This window comes from Levilactobacillus namurensis DSM 19117, assembly GCF_001434785.1.
In the GTDB taxonomy this organism is placed as follows: domain Bacteria; phylum Bacillota; class Bacilli; order Lactobacillales; family Lactobacillaceae; genus Levilactobacillus; species Levilactobacillus namurensis.
Genome location: NZ_AZDT01000058.1, coordinates 1 through 15350, shown reverse-complemented (window position 1 = coordinate 15350; position 15350 = coordinate 1). Strand labels below are relative to the sequence as shown.

Annotated in this window: 16 protein-coding genes; 6 read left to right on the top strand and 10 right to left on the bottom strand. The window is 53.4% G+C overall.

Annotation, left to right across the window (positions count from 1 at the left end):
• Nucleotides 1–115: 115 nt before the first annotated feature.
• The 4 genes from pstB to FD30_RS08530 form a co-directional block, all read right to left on the bottom strand.
• A complete protein-coding gene (pstB, locus tag FD30_RS08545; RefSeq protein WP_056944675.1) occupies nt 116–919 on the bottom strand; it encodes a phosphate ABC transporter ATP-binding protein PstB in 804 nt (267 codons plus the stop codon).
• Between the two features lie 12 nt (nt 920–931).
• Nucleotides 932–1819 (bottom strand): phosphate ABC transporter permease PstA, encoded by an 888-nt coding sequence (gene pstA, locus FD30_RS08540; protein ID WP_056944674.1) that lies wholly within the window; start codon nt 1817–1819, stop codon nt 932–934.
• Nucleotides 1809–2762 carry a phosphate ABC transporter permease subunit PstC gene (gene pstC / locus FD30_RS08535; protein ID WP_056944673.1) on the bottom strand — a complete coding sequence of 318 codons (954 nt, stop codon included), beginning with the start codon at nt 2760–2762 and terminating at the stop codon, nt 1809–1811. The genes pstA and pstC overlap by 11 nt, the downstream gene beginning before the upstream one ends.
• Before the next feature lie 71 nt (nt 2763–2833).
• A complete protein-coding gene (locus FD30_RS08530) occupies nt 2834–3730 on the bottom strand; it encodes a phosphate ABC transporter substrate-binding protein PstS family protein (protein ID WP_056944672.1) in 897 nt (298 codons plus the stop codon).
• Between the two features lie 316 nt (nt 3731–4046).
• On the opposite strand from FD30_RS08530, the gene FD30_RS08525 reads away from it, so the two are divergent.
• Nucleotides 4047–4394: a hypothetical protein gene (locus tag FD30_RS08525; protein WP_024746692.1), complete on the top strand. Its 348-nt coding sequence runs from the start codon at nt 4047–4049 to the stop codon at nt 4392–4394.
• Between the two features lie 62 nt (nt 4395–4456).
• Here the strand turns inward: FD30_RS08525 and FD30_RS08520 are convergent, their stop codons facing one another.
• On the bottom strand, nt 4457–4660 hold the full coding sequence (locus tag FD30_RS08520; RefSeq protein ID WP_024746691.1) for a hypothetical protein: 204 nt from the start codon (nt 4658–4660) through the stop codon (nt 4457–4459).
• A gap of 63 nt (nt 4661–4723) precedes the next feature.
• Entirely contained in the window at nt 4724–4987 is a 264-nt protein-coding gene (locus tag FD30_RS08515) for a PTS sugar transporter (protein ID WP_024746690.1), read from the bottom strand.
• Between the two features lie 160 nt (nt 4988–5147).
• Here FD30_RS08515 and FD30_RS08510 point away from each other — a divergent pair, with 160 nt between their 5' ends.
• Genes FD30_RS08510 through FD30_RS08500 form a run of 3 tightly spaced genes read left to right on the top strand, consistent with a single transcriptional unit; the run spans nt 5148 to nt 9126 of the window.
• Nucleotides 5148–7511, top strand: a complete 2364-nt coding sequence (locus tag FD30_RS08510) for an ATP-dependent DNA helicase (protein ID WP_056944671.1) — start codon at nt 5148–5150, stop codon at nt 7509–7511.
• Nucleotides 7508–8200 (top strand): hypothetical protein, encoded by a 693-nt coding sequence (locus tag FD30_RS08505; protein WP_056944670.1) that lies wholly within the window; start codon nt 7508–7510, stop codon nt 8198–8200. Before FD30_RS08510 ends, FD30_RS08505 begins: the two co-directional genes overlap by 4 nt.
• Nucleotides 8197–9126, top strand: coding sequence for a sce7725 family protein (locus tag FD30_RS08500; RefSeq protein WP_056944669.1), 930 nt, complete (start codon nt 8197–8199; stop codon nt 9124–9126). The genes FD30_RS08505 and FD30_RS08500 overlap by 4 nt, the downstream gene beginning before the upstream one ends.
• Nucleotides 9127–9244: 118 nt before the next feature.
• Here the strand turns inward: FD30_RS08500 and FD30_RS08495 are convergent, their stop codons facing one another.
• On the bottom strand, nt 9245–10288 hold the full coding sequence (locus tag FD30_RS08495; RefSeq protein WP_056944668.1) for a lactonase family protein: 1044 nt from the start codon (nt 10286–10288) through the stop codon (nt 9245–9247).
• Nucleotides 10289–10425: 137 nt separating this feature from the next.
• On the opposite strand from FD30_RS08495, the gene FD30_RS08490 reads away from it, so the two are divergent.
• The gene (locus FD30_RS08490) at nt 10426–10872 is read left to right on the top strand and encodes a GNAT family N-acetyltransferase (RefSeq protein ID WP_056944667.1); all 447 of its coding nucleotides are present in this window, start codon (nt 10426–10428) and stop codon (nt 10870–10872) included.
• Between the two features lie 116 nt (nt 10873–10988).
• On the opposite strand, the gene FD30_RS08485 is transcribed toward FD30_RS08490, so the two are convergent.
• The 3 genes from FD30_RS08485 to FD30_RS08475 all read right to left on the bottom strand — a co-directional run bounded on the left by FD30_RS08485 (nt 10989) and on the right by FD30_RS08475 (nt 14290).
• On the bottom strand, nt 10989–12623 hold the full coding sequence (locus tag FD30_RS08485; protein ID WP_056944666.1) for an APC family permease: 1635 nt from the start codon (nt 12621–12623) through the stop codon (nt 10989–10991).
• Between the two features lie 252 nt (nt 12624–12875).
• Nucleotides 12876–13586 (bottom strand): VIT1/CCC1 transporter family protein, encoded by a 711-nt coding sequence (locus tag FD30_RS08480; RefSeq protein WP_056944665.1) that lies wholly within the window; start codon nt 13584–13586, stop codon nt 12876–12878.
• A 17-nt stretch (nt 13587–13603) separates the two neighbouring features.
• Entirely contained in the window at nt 13604–14290 is a 687-nt protein-coding gene (locus tag FD30_RS08475; RefSeq protein ID WP_056944664.1) for a VIT1/CCC1 transporter family protein, read from the bottom strand.
• Nucleotides 14291–14568: 278 nt separating this feature from the next.
• Here FD30_RS08475 and FD30_RS08470 point away from each other — a divergent pair, with 278 nt between their 5' ends.
• Entirely contained in the window at nt 14569–15090 is a 522-nt protein-coding gene (locus FD30_RS08470; RefSeq protein WP_056944663.1) for a Fur family transcriptional regulator, read from the top strand.
• Nucleotides 15091–15350: the final 260 nt, after the last annotated feature.

The window sequence follows — 15350 nt, the reverse complement described above, 5'->3', positions numbered from 1 at the left end:
AAGACCGAAACACAAAAAACGCCAATCACCCCCTGCACGAAGCAGGGTGGGCGATTGACGTCACCGATGAGCCACAGACTAACTTTTTAAGATTGGAAGATCCGGCTTCCCAAATCTATCCGAAGCTACCAGAAATATAATCTTGGGTCACGGGAATTTGCGGATTGCTGAACATGGTGGCCGTTGGCGTGTACTCCATCACGTGACCCAAGTGGAAGAATGCACACTGGCTACTGATTCGCGCCGCTTGCTGCATATTATGCGTCACGATAATAATCGTGTACTTTTTCCGCAACTCGGCTAGGGTCTCTTCGACCTTGACCGTTGAGATGGGATCCAAGGCGCTGCAGGGTTCATCCAGCAACAAAACATCGGGTTCCATGGCAATCGACCGTGCAATGCAGAGTCGTTGCTGTTGCCCCCCAGATAAAGCCAGGGCACTCTTATCAAGGTTATCCTTGACTTCGTCCCACAGCGCCGCCCCGCGAAGACTGCGCTCGACCCGTTCTGCTAGGACCTGCTTATCCTTGATGCCTTCCGCCCGCAAGGCGTAGATGATGTTCTCCCGAATCGACTTGGAGAACGGATTCGGCCGCTGGAACACCATCCCGATGTGCCGCCGAATTTCGTAAATGTTCACGTCAGGTTCGTTGATATCCACATCGTGATACCAGATTTTCCCGGTCACCGTCGCGATACCATCGTTCATCCGATTCAACGAACGCAGGTACGTCGACTTCCCGGAACCTGAGGCCCCAATCAAGGCCGTAATCTGGTTCTTCGGAAAGCTCAGACTGGCATCGTGCATGGCGTGGTTACTGCCGTAAAAGACCTGCATGTCCTCCGTCCGTAACGCTAAAGGGACATTATCGGCAAAGGTCTGAATGGCCGTCTTTTCAAATGAATACTCTTTTAACATGTGGACTCCCCCTTACTTACTGGCCGTGACCCGCCGGTACAGGTAGTTCCCCAATACCCGCGCGCCCAAGTTAAACAGTAAGACCGCAATGATCAGCACGGCGGACGCCGCCGCAGAAAGCTGGGCCGCATTGTTGGCCAAACCTTCCGTATTGACCTTCCAAATATGCACCGCAAGTGTTTCGGCGGGACGCAAAGGATTTAACGGACTGGCCGCATCCATGGGGTTCCAATCAGCGAAGTTGGTCACCGGCGCACTCTGACCCGCCGTGTAGATCAACGCCGCCGCTTCCCCAAAGACCCGACCGGCACTCAACACAACTCCCGTAACGATTCCGGGTAAGGCCACCGGGAGAATAATGCCAATCTCCGTCTTCCACTTCGACATTCCCAACGACAAGCCCGCTTCCCGCTGATTACGCGGAACTGCACTCAAGGATTCTTCGATGTTCCGGGTTAACAGTGGCAGGTTAAAGAACGTCAGGGCAATGGCCCCAGAAATGACGGAAAACCCAATCTTAAACTTGACCACGAACAGCAAGAAGCCGAACAGCCCCACCACCACGGAAGGTAGTGAGCTGAGGACTTCGATGGCGGAGCGAATCAAGTGCGTTCGCCAATTGTCCTTCGCGTACTCCGCCAAGTAGATCCCGGCACCCAAGGAAATGGGAATGGAAATCAACATGGTTAAAACCAGTAAGTAAAACGAGTTGAAGAGTTGGACCCCAATTCCACCAGCACCACTGAAGGAATCCGTGGTCCCTGTTAAGAAGGACCAGCTCACGTGGGGTAACCCCGAAATTAAAATGTATGCCAGCAAGAAAAACAGAATGCCGACCACTGCAGCCACAATCACGTTAATGGTAATCGTGGCGAGAAAATCTTTTTGTTTAGCGTTCATGACTCAGTTGCCCCCTCTTAGCAATCAACCGGACCAATGCGTTAAAGAATAGTGACATCAACAGCAAGATCAACGCCAAAGACCACAGGGCGTTACTAGGTAACGTTCCATCGATAGTATCCCCGATTCCCGTCGTCAACTGACTGGTCAACGTTGCGGCTGGTGAGATCAGGTTCTTAGGCATAATCGCCGCGTTCCCGATCACCATCTGGACGGCTAAAGCTTCCCCAAAAGCACGGGCCATCCCAAAGATAATTGCTGTCAAAATTCCCGGTGTGGCTGCGCGCAGGATCACCCGCGACACCGTCTGCCACCGGGTCGCCCCCAACGCCAGGGAGGCTTCCTTGTAGAACCGCGGCACAGCACGCAGGCTATCGACCGTCATCGTGGTAATCGTCGGCAACACCATCACGAATAAGACGAAGGTCGCCGAGATAATCCCGAAGCCGGACCCACCGACCAGGTGCCGCATGAACGGGACCACCACCGCCAAGCCAATAAACCCGTAAACAACGGATGGAATCCCCACCAAAAGTTCAATGACGGGTTGTAAGAACTTCCGTCCCTTATTCGGCGCGATTTCGGTCATAAAGATGGCCGTTCCGACCGCAAACGGAGTAGCCACGATCGCGGCGGCAAAGGTGACCGCAAAGGACCCCACAATCATGGGCAAGGCCCCAATCTGACCCTGGTTCGGCGACCAGTTGGTGCCCGAGATGAACTTCCACAAGTTCACGTGGTTCTGCGTAAACGTCGCAATTCCCTTGGACGTGATGAACCACAGCATTGACGCCACGACTAAGATAATGACCCCAATGCATAAGTAACTGATGCCCCGACCTAGCCAATCTTCACGCGTCGCCCGGGTCGCCCGGTGTAACCGCGCCGTCCAATCATCGGTGCGGGCATCGTTTGGTTTTAAGTCTGAATTTGTTTGTTCCATGAGATGACTCCCCCTTAAAAAAAGTGAAGGTGCCCATTTTGCACCTTCACTGGTATCTCAACTAAGCGAGCTTAGTTTTGCGTAATCGTTCCCTTAGCATCCTTAGAAACTTTCATGTCGTGAATGCTGATGTAACCCATGTCTTTAACTAAGCTGTTTTGCACGTCCTTAGACGTCATGTAGCTTAAGAAAGCAGCGGTTGCCTTGTCAGGCTTACCCTTGGTGTACATGTGTTCGTAAGACCAGATCTTCCACTTGTTGGTTTCAACGTTGTTATCCGTTGGCGTCACATTATCAACGGAAAGAGCTTGTAACTTGTTGGTGAAGTAAGAGAAGGCTAAGTAACTGACCGCACCTGGCGTGGTGGCCACAATCTTTTGTACGGCACCGTTAGAATCTTGTTCTTGGGACTTCACCGCTGAAGCACCCTTCAAGACGGCATTTTCAAACGTTGCTCGGGTTCCGGAACCTTGGGCCCGGTTGATGATCACAATCTTTTGGTCTTTCCCACCAACCATCTTCCAGTTCGTAATCTTACCCGTGAAGATGCCCTTCAATTGCGACATCTTCAAGTTCTTAACCCCGGCATCCTTGTTGACCACGGGGCCCATGCCGACAACGGCTACCTTGTGGTCGGTCAATTCACTGGCCTTGATTCCGGCTTTTTCTTCTGCGAAAATATCGGAATCTCCCAGGGAAACGGCGCCGGATTGAACTTGGCTCAACCCAGTTCCGGAACCCCCACCTTGAACCGTCAAGTTAACTTTGCTGTTCTTCGCCGTAAATTGGGAACCGGCCTTGGCAGCTAATGGTTGTAACGCCGTTGACCCCACGGCCGTAACCTTTCCGGATAATGCTTCATTGCTGCTAGACTTGCTACTGCTAGTTGAACTGGTAGCCTTGCCACAACCAACTAATAATAAACTCATCGCAGCAATCCCCATTGCTAACTTTGTTCCTTTATTCATCCCTGTCACTCCATGTCTATTAGATATAGTGGATTTACCACATCGTAAGCTAGGTAGCGAACGCTGTGGTACCTCCCCTTAACTTACAAGACACATTCTAGCCGACCAATATATATTAATTGTCGCAATCGTGTAAATTTTAGGTAAATGTTGCCAAGGTCGCTATAATTGTTTTTATATCAACGTTTGCGCATTGTTCGGCTTGCCCAACTTCCTCCCGTTTTAAGTCAGATGCGTCGCTATCTTCCCTTATCGTGGGTCCACAATTGCGCCCGCTGATCAAAATGGCTAGAATTGACTTGTGAGGTGATTTGAAGTGGCAAAAAAGAATGAAAAGAAAGCACGGCACGATATCATCGTGGATATGAATGATTTTCTGATGGACTATGCCGCAACGAAGCTAGGTCGCCAACCCGACCTCGCTAAGCAAGTCGCAACCGCTGGACAACCCGACTTAACCGGTCTCGACCAGCTCTTCAACGATCACGGGGTCGGTCGACGGACCAAGTACCTGGAACTCGCCACCGGCTTTCTGCGCGATGAGGCCGATATTGACGCCAATCTCGCCAAAGATCTGACCGGTGAAAGTCAGCAACTCGCTCAAGAGGCCATTGCCTACCTGGGGAACCATACCCAAGACTTTGACCGTTGGGAAGAAGCTTAAGCAGCCAATCAAAAAATACGCTCGCAACAGGATTAGCTGTCGCGAGCGTATTTTCGTTTAGGTTATTGCCATTGCCACAAATCAGCCTTCATCTTAGTCGCAATCATCTGCGCTAAGAGATCGACGAACTGGTCAGGCATATAGGTGCTGGCGTCAAAAGACGTGGGCGCCCCGTTAATTTCTGTAATGATCGTTCCCTGATGCTTCAACTGCAAGCCGTACTTCGGCGCAATCTCGCAGAGCCGGTCAACCTGTGCTTGTGTCATCTGACACCCTCCAGTCTTGCTGCTCTTTGAGCTTAGCGACTTTTTCTAAGGGCGTCAAGTCGGCTAGTAACTGTACTTGTCCTTAGCCAACTGTTGGTGAACGGCGGCGGCCAGTAAGGCTTCATCCGGTCCCTCAGCCGTTACCGTGACGAAGTGACCGCCATAGTCCTTGAGTTGCGCAATTTCAGTCGCTTCACTAGGATCGATTTCGGCATCTTGTACTTTGATCAACACTTTACCAGTATAGTTCTGGCAAATTTTTTGCATCGCGGGCGCCTCGTCAATTTGGGGCGTTTCTTCATACAATGGGAATCCAATGGTCTTCATTTCTGATCACCTCTACTTACATTGTAAGCGATTTCACAATGGTTGCCAAGCCCCTTTTCTTCTCCCGAACGTCTGTTCAATCTCCACCCAAAATATGGTATGATACGCGTGTTATGCTTTTCGTTTAAACTCAAAATTTCGTCATTAAGGAGGCGTCCGGATGCCCATCAAACTTGGTGTTCGTGAATTAGTTGAATTCACCCTGCGCGCCGGTGACCTCGGTGCCACCAGCAATAGTCAAAATACCGCACTACTGGGCGCTAAGATCCACCGCCGACTCCAGAAGCAACGGGCCGATGACTACCAAAAGGAATACTACCTCGACCTGCCGTTAACGCTCCGGGGCCACGAGTACCTACTCCACGGCCGGGCCGACGGCGTCACGTTAGGCGAGACCACCGCTACGATCGAAGAGATCAAAACCTCCGACGGGGATTTCGACCAACTTCCGGCCAACAAGGTCACCCTATACTGGGCCCAGGTCAAGCTGTACGCCCACCTCTTATTTCATAAATTCCCCGACCTACAGACCATCACGTTGACCCTGACCTACTACCAGACCAGCAACGACACCACGACTCAAAACAGCCAGACCATCAACCGGCAAGCGGCCGCCGCCTTCTTCCAAACGGTCATCGACGCCTACATCACCTGGCTGAAACTCCGCGACGATCTCCGCGAACGGCGCGACCCTACCATTCAAGCACTGACCTTTCCCTTCGACCAGTACCGTCCCGGTCAACGGGAACTCGCCGTTGCGGTCTACAAGACGATTCTCAGTCAGCAACACCTCTTTGCCGAGGCGCCAACGGGGACCGGCAAGACCATTTCCACGCTCTTTCCAGCCATCAAAGCCATCGGTGAAGGCGTCATCCAGCGGATCTTCTACCTGACCGCCAAACAAAGCACCCGGCGTGTGGCCGAAGACGCCATTCAACTGATGGCCACACAAGGGCTACAGCTGAAGAGCATCACTCTAACTGCCAAAGAGAAGATTCAGTTCCCCGAAGAAGCCGACCTCACACCCGAAGAGAACCCCTACATGCTGGGCTACTACGACCGTCTCCGTCCCGCACTGGTCGACCTGATTCAACACAACGACCAGCTGACCCGGCCAGTCATCGAGACCTACGCGCGCAAGCACACCCTCGATCCTTTCGAGTTCCAGCTGGACGCCAGCCTCCTGTGTGACGTGGTCATCGGGGACTACAACTACCTGTTCGATCCTCAAGTCCACCTCCAACGGTTCTTTGCCACCAGCGATCCCGACAACTTCTTTCTCATCGACGAAGCCCACAACTTGGTCGCCCGTTCCCGGGAGATGTACTCCGCTGCTATCGCCAGCCGGCCCCTGGACCACTTGCTCGAGCTCAGTACCGGAGCCCCGCAAGTCAGTCGGAAGCTCCGCCAACGGATCCGTGACCTGCGTCAGACCTTCGATGATATCTGCGCACCTTTACGGTCGGCAGGAAAGACCGACAGCACATTTCTCTCACCCCCTGCAGAAATCGATCACGAGTTGGGGCGCTTCATCGAAGCCACCCACGATTGGCTGATCGACCAACCCCAGACGCCCTTCACTAAGGCCCTCCTAGACGTTTACTTTGCGGCCATCAGCTACCAACGAATCGGCGAATTCTACGATGAGACCTACCGTATGCGGTTGACCTTAGCGGACGGCAACATCGTCCTCAAACAACTCTGCTTGGACCCCAGTGCCTTTCTCGCGGACAGCCTCGACCTGGGTCACGGCGCCGTTCTCTTCTCCGCGACCCTCTCCCCCCTGGACTATTATCAGACCGTTTTGGGTGGGGGTACGGACAGCTTGGCTTACCGACTGACCTCCCCCTTTCCGCCCCAGCATCAAGGTCTGTTCATCACCAACTATATCCAGACCACCTACAAACAACGCCAAGCCAACCTGGCGAAGATCTTGGTCGCCATCAAGACCCTGGTCGACGCTAAAACGGGCAACTACCTGATTTTCTTGCCCTCTTACAACTACCTGTTGACCGTGGTCGCCGCCTTTAACCTGGCCTACCCCCACATCCACACCGTGGCGCAACAAGCAACCATGAGCGAAGCCGACCGAACCGCCTTTCTCGACCAATTTCAGCCGACCCCTACCACAACGTTAGTGGGCTTTGCGTTACTGGGCGGCATCTTCTCGGAAGGAATCGACCTCAAAGGCGACCGGCTCATCGGCGTAGGCATCGTCAGCGTCGGACTCCCCGGAATCAATCCAGAGACCGACCTGATTCGCGACTACTTCGACAGTCACGACCAGCCCGGCTTCGCGTTTGCTTACCAGTTGCCCGGCCTCAACAACGTCTTTCAGGCTGCCGGTCGCCTGATTCGGGGAGCCCATGACGTGGGCGTGGTTTTACTGATGGACCAACGTTTCACCGCTCCCCGCTACACCCAGCTCTACCCCCCTCACTGGCAGCACTATCAACGACTCTACCGGTCCGAACAATTAGGACCAGCCCTGCAGCATTTTTGGAATTCGGAGGCGTCAAATTGAAAACAAACTTAACGCTCGCCATGGAGCACACCCTCTACGCTTATTGTCGGGAAGCCGGCGCGACCGCGGTCGAAGAGGTCACCATGCCCGACGACCAGGGAATCGTCGACACGCTGAGTTACCAGGCACTAGCCGACGGGACCATCGAATGGCGTTGTTACGAACTGAAGGTCACCAAGAGTGACTTTCACTCACACGCCAAGCTTTCCTTTGTCGGCCACTATAACTACTTCGTCTTACCGCTCAAGCTCTACCAGGAAGTTGCCGACGAGATTCCTGCTAAGATTGGGGTCCTGCTCTACCGGCCGTTCGACCCGCAACTCCTGGCGACCGCCACGGAACCCCCCGCAACGCCGGGTTACCTGACCGTGGCACGGCCACCGCGCCACCAAGGCCTACGGGTTCCCGCCCACGAACTGCTGACCCGGTTCATCGCCTCGCAGGCCCGCGAAGTCTTCAAGGCCAAACAAATGGCCACGGGGCTGAAGCAGTACAGTACCGAACGGCTCTACGAAGAATTGAAGAAACGCCACCTGCACTATGACGTGTACGACCCAGACCACAACTTCTACGACCGCTTCATGGCCGACACCCAAGCCACCGCCGTCACGGCCCTGCAATCGGAAGTCGACGCTTTGGCCTTAGAGAACCACGACCTCTTGCAACGACTCCGGGAGGCTTCCTCATGATCTACTTTCCCTACTTTCGCGGTCGCCAATTCGACCTGCAGGCCCTCAAAGCCATCGCCCAAGATCAGACGCTTCCCGCCAACATCATCCCCATCATCGAACCCGTACGGGACATCAAGGCCTTACCCCAGACCATTGCGGCCTTTCTGGCACACAACCATCCCCTGGTGGTCATCACCAACCCCACCGTCAGCGACTACGGCTTGACCCAGCAGAAACTGCACGACTGGACCTCTTGGCAACACCACCCCCAGTTGATCTTAGGCCACGTCCTGACGCCGACCACCACCGCGGCCGACCTGATGGCCCCGGCTGGTCAACGAACCCTCTTGATTGCACGCCAATACGACGAACTTACCGCGGCACAGCACGCCCACTGGCTGACGACCACGCAGCCCGACTACCTCTTGGTCCCCCCGGAAGCTCGCATTCGGCAATTGCTGGACCGGCCCCAGATTAGCCTGTACGACCACGCGTGGTTCCCTGACAAAGACCAGACCTATGCCAACCTGACTGATGGTTTCTTCAGCGATGATTGGCAACTGGCCGCGCTTCGGGGCTACCAGGGGTTCAGCGATTACACGATTGGCGGCAGCCACTACAGCGAACACGGCTATCCTGCGCGTGCCGTGACCCTGCACGTGACCTACTTCGTTCATGACCAGTTACGGATTCACCGCTTCGTATCGGACGACCGGGCCGACTTCAAGCACCCTAAGGAAAAATTCTTCCAAGCCGTTGCCAAGTTGGCGGCCTGGTTGCCCGCTCAACCAGAGCAGACCCAGACCCCGGCCCTCCAACAGCTCGCGGCCTACCATGACCAGCACCACTTTCCCGGCCTGGGGGTGGTCAAGCGCCTCAGCCTGATGCACCACCTTGAACTGATGGCCCGCTATTTTCGCGACCACTACCCCGAAAATTCCTAACGACTCATCACTCCAAGCCGTTAAGGCGGTAAATTTAAAGCGACCGTTCATCACCTGAATCTACCAGGTACGAACGGTCGCTTTATGTTGTCTTAACTTAAAATTGTTGTGCCCCACTCTAAGCTGGCAGAACGCTGACCCCTTCTGGGACCATGAAGTCCTTTTGCGCCAACGTCAACTTACCAGTTGCCGCATCGCGTTTGAAGAGACTGGCGTTGTCGGAGTTTTGATGAACCACCAAAACCAAGCTTTCGTCAGCCGTCCAGTTAAAGTCCCGTGGGAAGTCACCTTCCGTTGCGATCCGTTGAATCACCGTCAACGTGCCGTCATCGGCAGCGGACAAGACCGTGATGGAATTGTTGCCCCGGTTGGACACGTAAACGAAGCGGCCATCGGCACTCAAACGAATGGCTGCGGAACCGTTGTGGGCGGTCCAGTCGTCTGGAATCACGTGGGTAATCTGCTTAACGGCAAACTTACCGGCATCAGCGTCGTAGGTCAACGTGGCCACATTACTGCTCAGTTCACCCACTAAGTAAGCCACGCCCTTGGTCGCGTCGAACGTGATATGCCGCGGACCATAGCCCGCTGGCAAGTCCACGTGGCTGACCGGCGTCAACTGACCGGCGTCGGAAACGTCGTACAGGTAAACCTTATCCGTCCCCAGATCACAGACCACTAACCGACCATCCGGCGTCAGATCCGCGTAGTGTGGGTGCGGCCCATCGGCCTGCTCCGGTGCTGGTCCTACGGGATCCTGATCAATGACTTGGTCAACTTGGGTCAGGGAACCGTCATCAGCAATCTTATAGACGGTGACCGCCGCCGTGTGATAGTTGGCCGTGTAGACCAGCTGGCGACCTTCGTCAACGGAGACATAGGCAGGGGATGACCCTAAGTCCAATACTTGTTGAATCGCACGTGGCTTACTGGTATCCGTCATATCATAGATAATCAGACCACCGTGCGTCTGACCATCCGTTTCTTTCTTGTTCACAACATACAGTCGTTGTGCCTTGGATTTGGCGATATAAGTTGGGCTCCCAGCGGAGGCTAACCATTCACACTTGGTCAGCTTGGCGGCATCCGTGTCAACACTTACCCGGTAAATGCCCCGGCTAATTCGCTTGGTGTAGGTCCCAATGTAAAACTCTTCGGTCATACTGTTACCCCTTTCAATATTCTGTATCCCTTTTCAGTATAGCACAGCTGGCCAACCGATACGTTGAAGTCACTAGCTCTTCTGCCCAATAACCTGTACAATGGGGGTAATTTACGTTTAGAAAGGATTCTTAATCTATGTCAAGCTTTGAAGGCTACCACCCGCTCCTCACCCCCAACTTTCGCTTCGATTGGCTCACGCAATTCCGGCTGAAACAAGTCTCACAACTCACGCACCAAGACCTGGCCGAGACCGCTGAATGGGTCAACGCGACCATGCGACACACCATGGCCCGGACCGCACTTACTTGGGGCATCGAACGTCGAGCTACCCATAAATTGGTCGGCTGGGGCGGCTTTGAGCGACTCAACCTTCAACAAAAAACCGGGCGCACCTACCTAACAGGTCCCAAGCTCCCCGCTAACGAACAACAAGAAATCGTTAATCGCCTGGTCCACTTCGCTCAAGAAGAGCTCGGGTTGGACGACTTAGAATTAGAAGCCAGCGCCAACCTCGATACGGCCGTACTGACCGCCGCGGGGCTCCTACAACGGGGCGACGTCTGGCATTGGCAACGTCGCTAGACCAGTTGCGTCCCCGTTTCACCAGTATATTGTCAAAACACCGTCTGGGATTCCAATCCCAGACTTTTTTACGCCTAAAAAAGCTCCCAGCCAGCCGGCTAGGAGCTTTACTTACCTTAATCTTTTTCAGAGACCCGGCGGTTCAACTCGACCGCAACGTCGAGTGAATCGCTCCGGTAGGCGTCGTGGACGCCCAGTGCGTAGCAGAACCAGCTCCCCACCAGGACGACCACAAAGTCGAGCGGGTACGGAATCCAGTTCATCCCGCCGAACTCGTGACTCCCCAGTAGCGACATCGCTGTCAGCCACACCATTTCAGCTAAGAGCCACCGGCCCCCGCGTAGACTTGCGCGGAGGGCTGCCCGAGTATTCGGTCGGCGAATCTCGTAGTAGACGTAGAAAATCAGGCCCAGGGCAATGACCCCAAAAACCTCAATCGTGGTCGGCCACTTCGCCCAGTAGATGGCCAAGCTGGCCAAGCCATACGCAAACGGCGACCAAAAGGTTAAGTGCCGCAACCGAAATGGCCGCACAAACTCGGGCGCCTGGCGCCGTAAGCTGGTGACCGTAATCGGCCCGGTCAAGTAGGCGATCAACGTGGACGTCGAGATAACGTCGGATAGCGCACTCCAGTTCCGAAAACCGGCAACTAAAGCCACCCCCAGCAGCATATCGACCACCATGGCTCGCCGTGGCGTCTGGTACTTGCGGTTGACTTCGCCTAATCTGGTCGGCATGTGCTTGGTCCCGGTCATCGCGGCCAAAGCCCGACTGGTGGTGGCCACAAAGGAGACCCCGGTCCCAAACGGCGAGACGAACGCGTCCAGATACAACAGCGTCGACAACCAGTTCAAGCCCAGTAAGATGGCAATGTCCGCAAAGGGCGACTGGAAGTTCACCCCGGACCAGCCCTGCATCAGGTTGGCGGCTGGCACGGACCCCACAAAGGCCACCTGCAGTAACGTGTAGATCACGGTACTGATGCCAAAGGCAATCACGATCCCCCACAGGATGTTCTTTTCCGGATGGTCGATTTCGTTCCCCATATTAATGGTGGTCTGAAAGGCGTTGTAGGAAAAGATAATTCCGGCGGCCGTGGTCGCCGCAAAGATGGATGAACTGCCGCCCGGCATAAAGCCCGCCCGGCTGACAAAGTTCTGCGAATCAAATCCCGTTAAAAACAAAACGACGATGGTCAACGTCGGAATTCCGAGTTTAAAAATTGAAATAAAGCTGGTAAACCGGGTCAGCAACTTGACCGACCAGAAGTTCAGCAGCGTAAATGCCAAAATAAACAGAAACACCACGACTAATCCTAGATTGGTGATGTTCCCCGAGGCGATAAAGCCCCGGGTCCAATTCGCCCACGCCCACGGCCAAGAACTCATGTACTGGACCGCCGCGACGGCTTCAATGGGAATAATCGTTAACAACGATAGCCAGTTCGCCCAACCAGCGACAAAGCCCAACAAGGGGCCGTGGGAGAAGGCCGCATACTGGCTCATCCCCCCACTGGTGGGAAACATGGTTCCCAATTCAATGTAATTCAACGCAATTGATCCGATGACGATTGCCCCGATAATCCAGGACAAAATCGCCGCGGGACCAGCAATTTGTGCCGCCATTCCGGCACCAAACAACCACCCCGACCCAATGATGGCACTCAGCGTTAGCATGACTAATGAAAACAAACTCATCTTGTTACGTTTCAAGCCAAAAGATTCCTCACTTTCGTCAGAGTATTGGGCCATTCTACACTTGGAATCTGGCAATCGCGTAAGAAACCCACTAAAGTTCACTTAGAATCATCATGAGGAAACTGCGTTCAGACGTGCCTTAAGCAGGACGTCTTCGGCTCCAGCGCGCACCTCACGTTCCAATGATAAAGTTTCTAATCTCGAATCACTGGCGCCTAAAGATTACTGGTTCTGGTCAACTTGACGCGCACGGCGTTCATCTCCAGCTTCTATGCGCTTGTCACCTGACTAGGCCGCCCAGCGCACCTAGAACAATTGCCCCACGTAATAGTGGATGAACATGGTGATGATCCCCACGATAACGTTCCGGATAATCGCCGTCTTGACCAGTCCGTGGCCTAACTTAGCACTCAAGAATCCCGTTAACGTCACGGATAAGAGCACCGCAATGATGGTCCCGGGCCACTGCCAAGCGTTCGGCAAAAACGTCATCGCGACCAGTGGAAAGACTCCACCGGCAGATGCAGAGAAGAGAGACGAGAAAGCGGCGTTCCAGGGATTCATGTAGTGGCCTAGCTTGATATCGTACTTGACCGATACCACGGTCCCCAACGCGTCCTTACTCAACAGGTCCTTCGCAATCGCCATTGACGTCTCCGCGGAGACCCCCCGTTGTTGGTAGAAGGCTTGGACGGCTTGGAGTTCCCCTTCAAAGTCTGATTTCAATAACGCCATTTCCTTATGAACCACCGACTTTTCCGTGTCCTTTTGCGTACTTACGGAGGCGTATTCCCCGGACGCCATCGAGAAGGCACAGGCTAACAAGTCCGATAGCCCCGCGATAAAGATCGTAAATTGATTGGTGGTCGCGGCCGCCACACTAAAGAGCACCCCAACCACCGTTAGGATCCCGTCGTTAGAGCCCAATACTCCGGCCCGCAACGTGTTAAGTTTCTCATCCATGGTTTGGTGTTCCCTTTGATGCTTCTTCGCCACAATTGCTTCATTCTCAGCCATTTGTCAAAACTCCCCTCTTATGCGAATAAGCGACCGATAAAGTAGGTCACTAACAGCGTTAGAATTCCCGCAATTACATTCCGAATCGTCCCGTTCTTCCGGTTCGCGTTCCCAAGAATTGCGGCGATGTACCCCGTGATTGCCAGAGCTACGACCACCGCAATGAACGTTCCGACAATGCGAATGTTCTTGGGGAGTAAGGTAATGGAAAGTAACGGCAGAATCGACCCCGTTGGGAACGAAATCATCGAAGCAATCGCGGCCGAAAACGGATTGGTATACTCGCCCACATTAAAGCCAAACCGTTCGCGAACGGACGTCTTCAGGGGATCCTTCTTCATCATTTCCTGCGTCGCTTGGTCGGCCAACTCCGGCTTGATGCCGCTGGCAATGTACTTATTCTTCACGAAATTATATTCGCCATCGTAGTCGTTATCCAACGCTACCGTTTGCGTCTCAATGGCCTTACGCTGCGAATCCTTTTGCGTGTTGACGGAGACGTATTCCCCCATGGCCATCGAGACCGTTCCGGCGATCATCCCGGCGATCCCTGAGATGAAGATGGCAAAGCTACTGGTGGCCGCACCGGCCACCCCCACAACGATTCCGGCGACGGAGAGGATGCCATCGTTGGCGCCCATCACACTGGCCCGCAAAACGTTGATCTTTTGTGCTAACGTTGCTGTCTTCTTTTTTGTTGCCATATCTAACAACCCCCTACATGTTTTCACCACAAGCACATTTATCGTACCACGAACCCAAGATAAAAAGTTCGGTTCGGCGAAATTTTTATTCAAGTTAGAATCATTCTTATCTACGAACAAATCTATTCTACCACCGGAACCCCAAAAGTAAACCCTTAGTGCAACCTGAATCCGCTTAATTAAAAATTATTCTAAAATTAAGCAGATTACTGGACGTTTAGCAGAAATGTGGTTTAATAGAAGCAAATTAGAGACATTCTAAAGAAGGAGGGATACCCTTGGCACAATCCGAAAGTTCTAATCAACTCTTAGCGCACGCATTAGCGACGCTAAAAGACCACCACATCCGTGTAACACCGCAACGCCAGATTATCCTGACTTACTTAGTCACCCACCATAATCACCCATCCGTTGAGACGATTTACACGGCGTTAACCGCTGAATTTCCTAATCTGAGCATGGCTACCATCTATAATACGTTGAATCTGCTGGTCGATTTAGGCATCGTGATCGAACTGCCCAACGACACCGGCGGCATCCGTTACGACTTTTATGGTCGGCCCCACTACCACGTGATCTGCGAGAACTGTGGTAAGATCACCGACGTCTTCGCCCCAGATTTTGGCCAGATCGAGCAACAACTCAATCAGGAGGCCAGCGCCCAGACGGGTTACCTGATTACCAGTAATCACGTTGAAGTTTACGGCCTCTGCCCGGAATGTCAGCAAAAATTGCACATCGATCCGGTTCGTAAGCAATGGTCCCAAACCAAGCCACAACCCACTGTCGATCCGCAATAAATCGCCTTTTGGGGATTGTTACACCTAAGTTACACGTGTCGTGAAGTTTTAATCTGTTTGCAAACACCCGAAGCAAAGCCCGGAGTTTCTGCTATTAAGCGCGTAATATTTGCGCTAAACGCCGTGACACCGCTTGTCTTCGGGTGTTTTTGCTGTTATCGTAAGACTGTTGATTTTTAACCGATTAAGTAACACCTTAATGATCGGGAGATTGCAAGAATTATCCGAACACTTATTAGAACCTCATCTGTTCCCAGAAG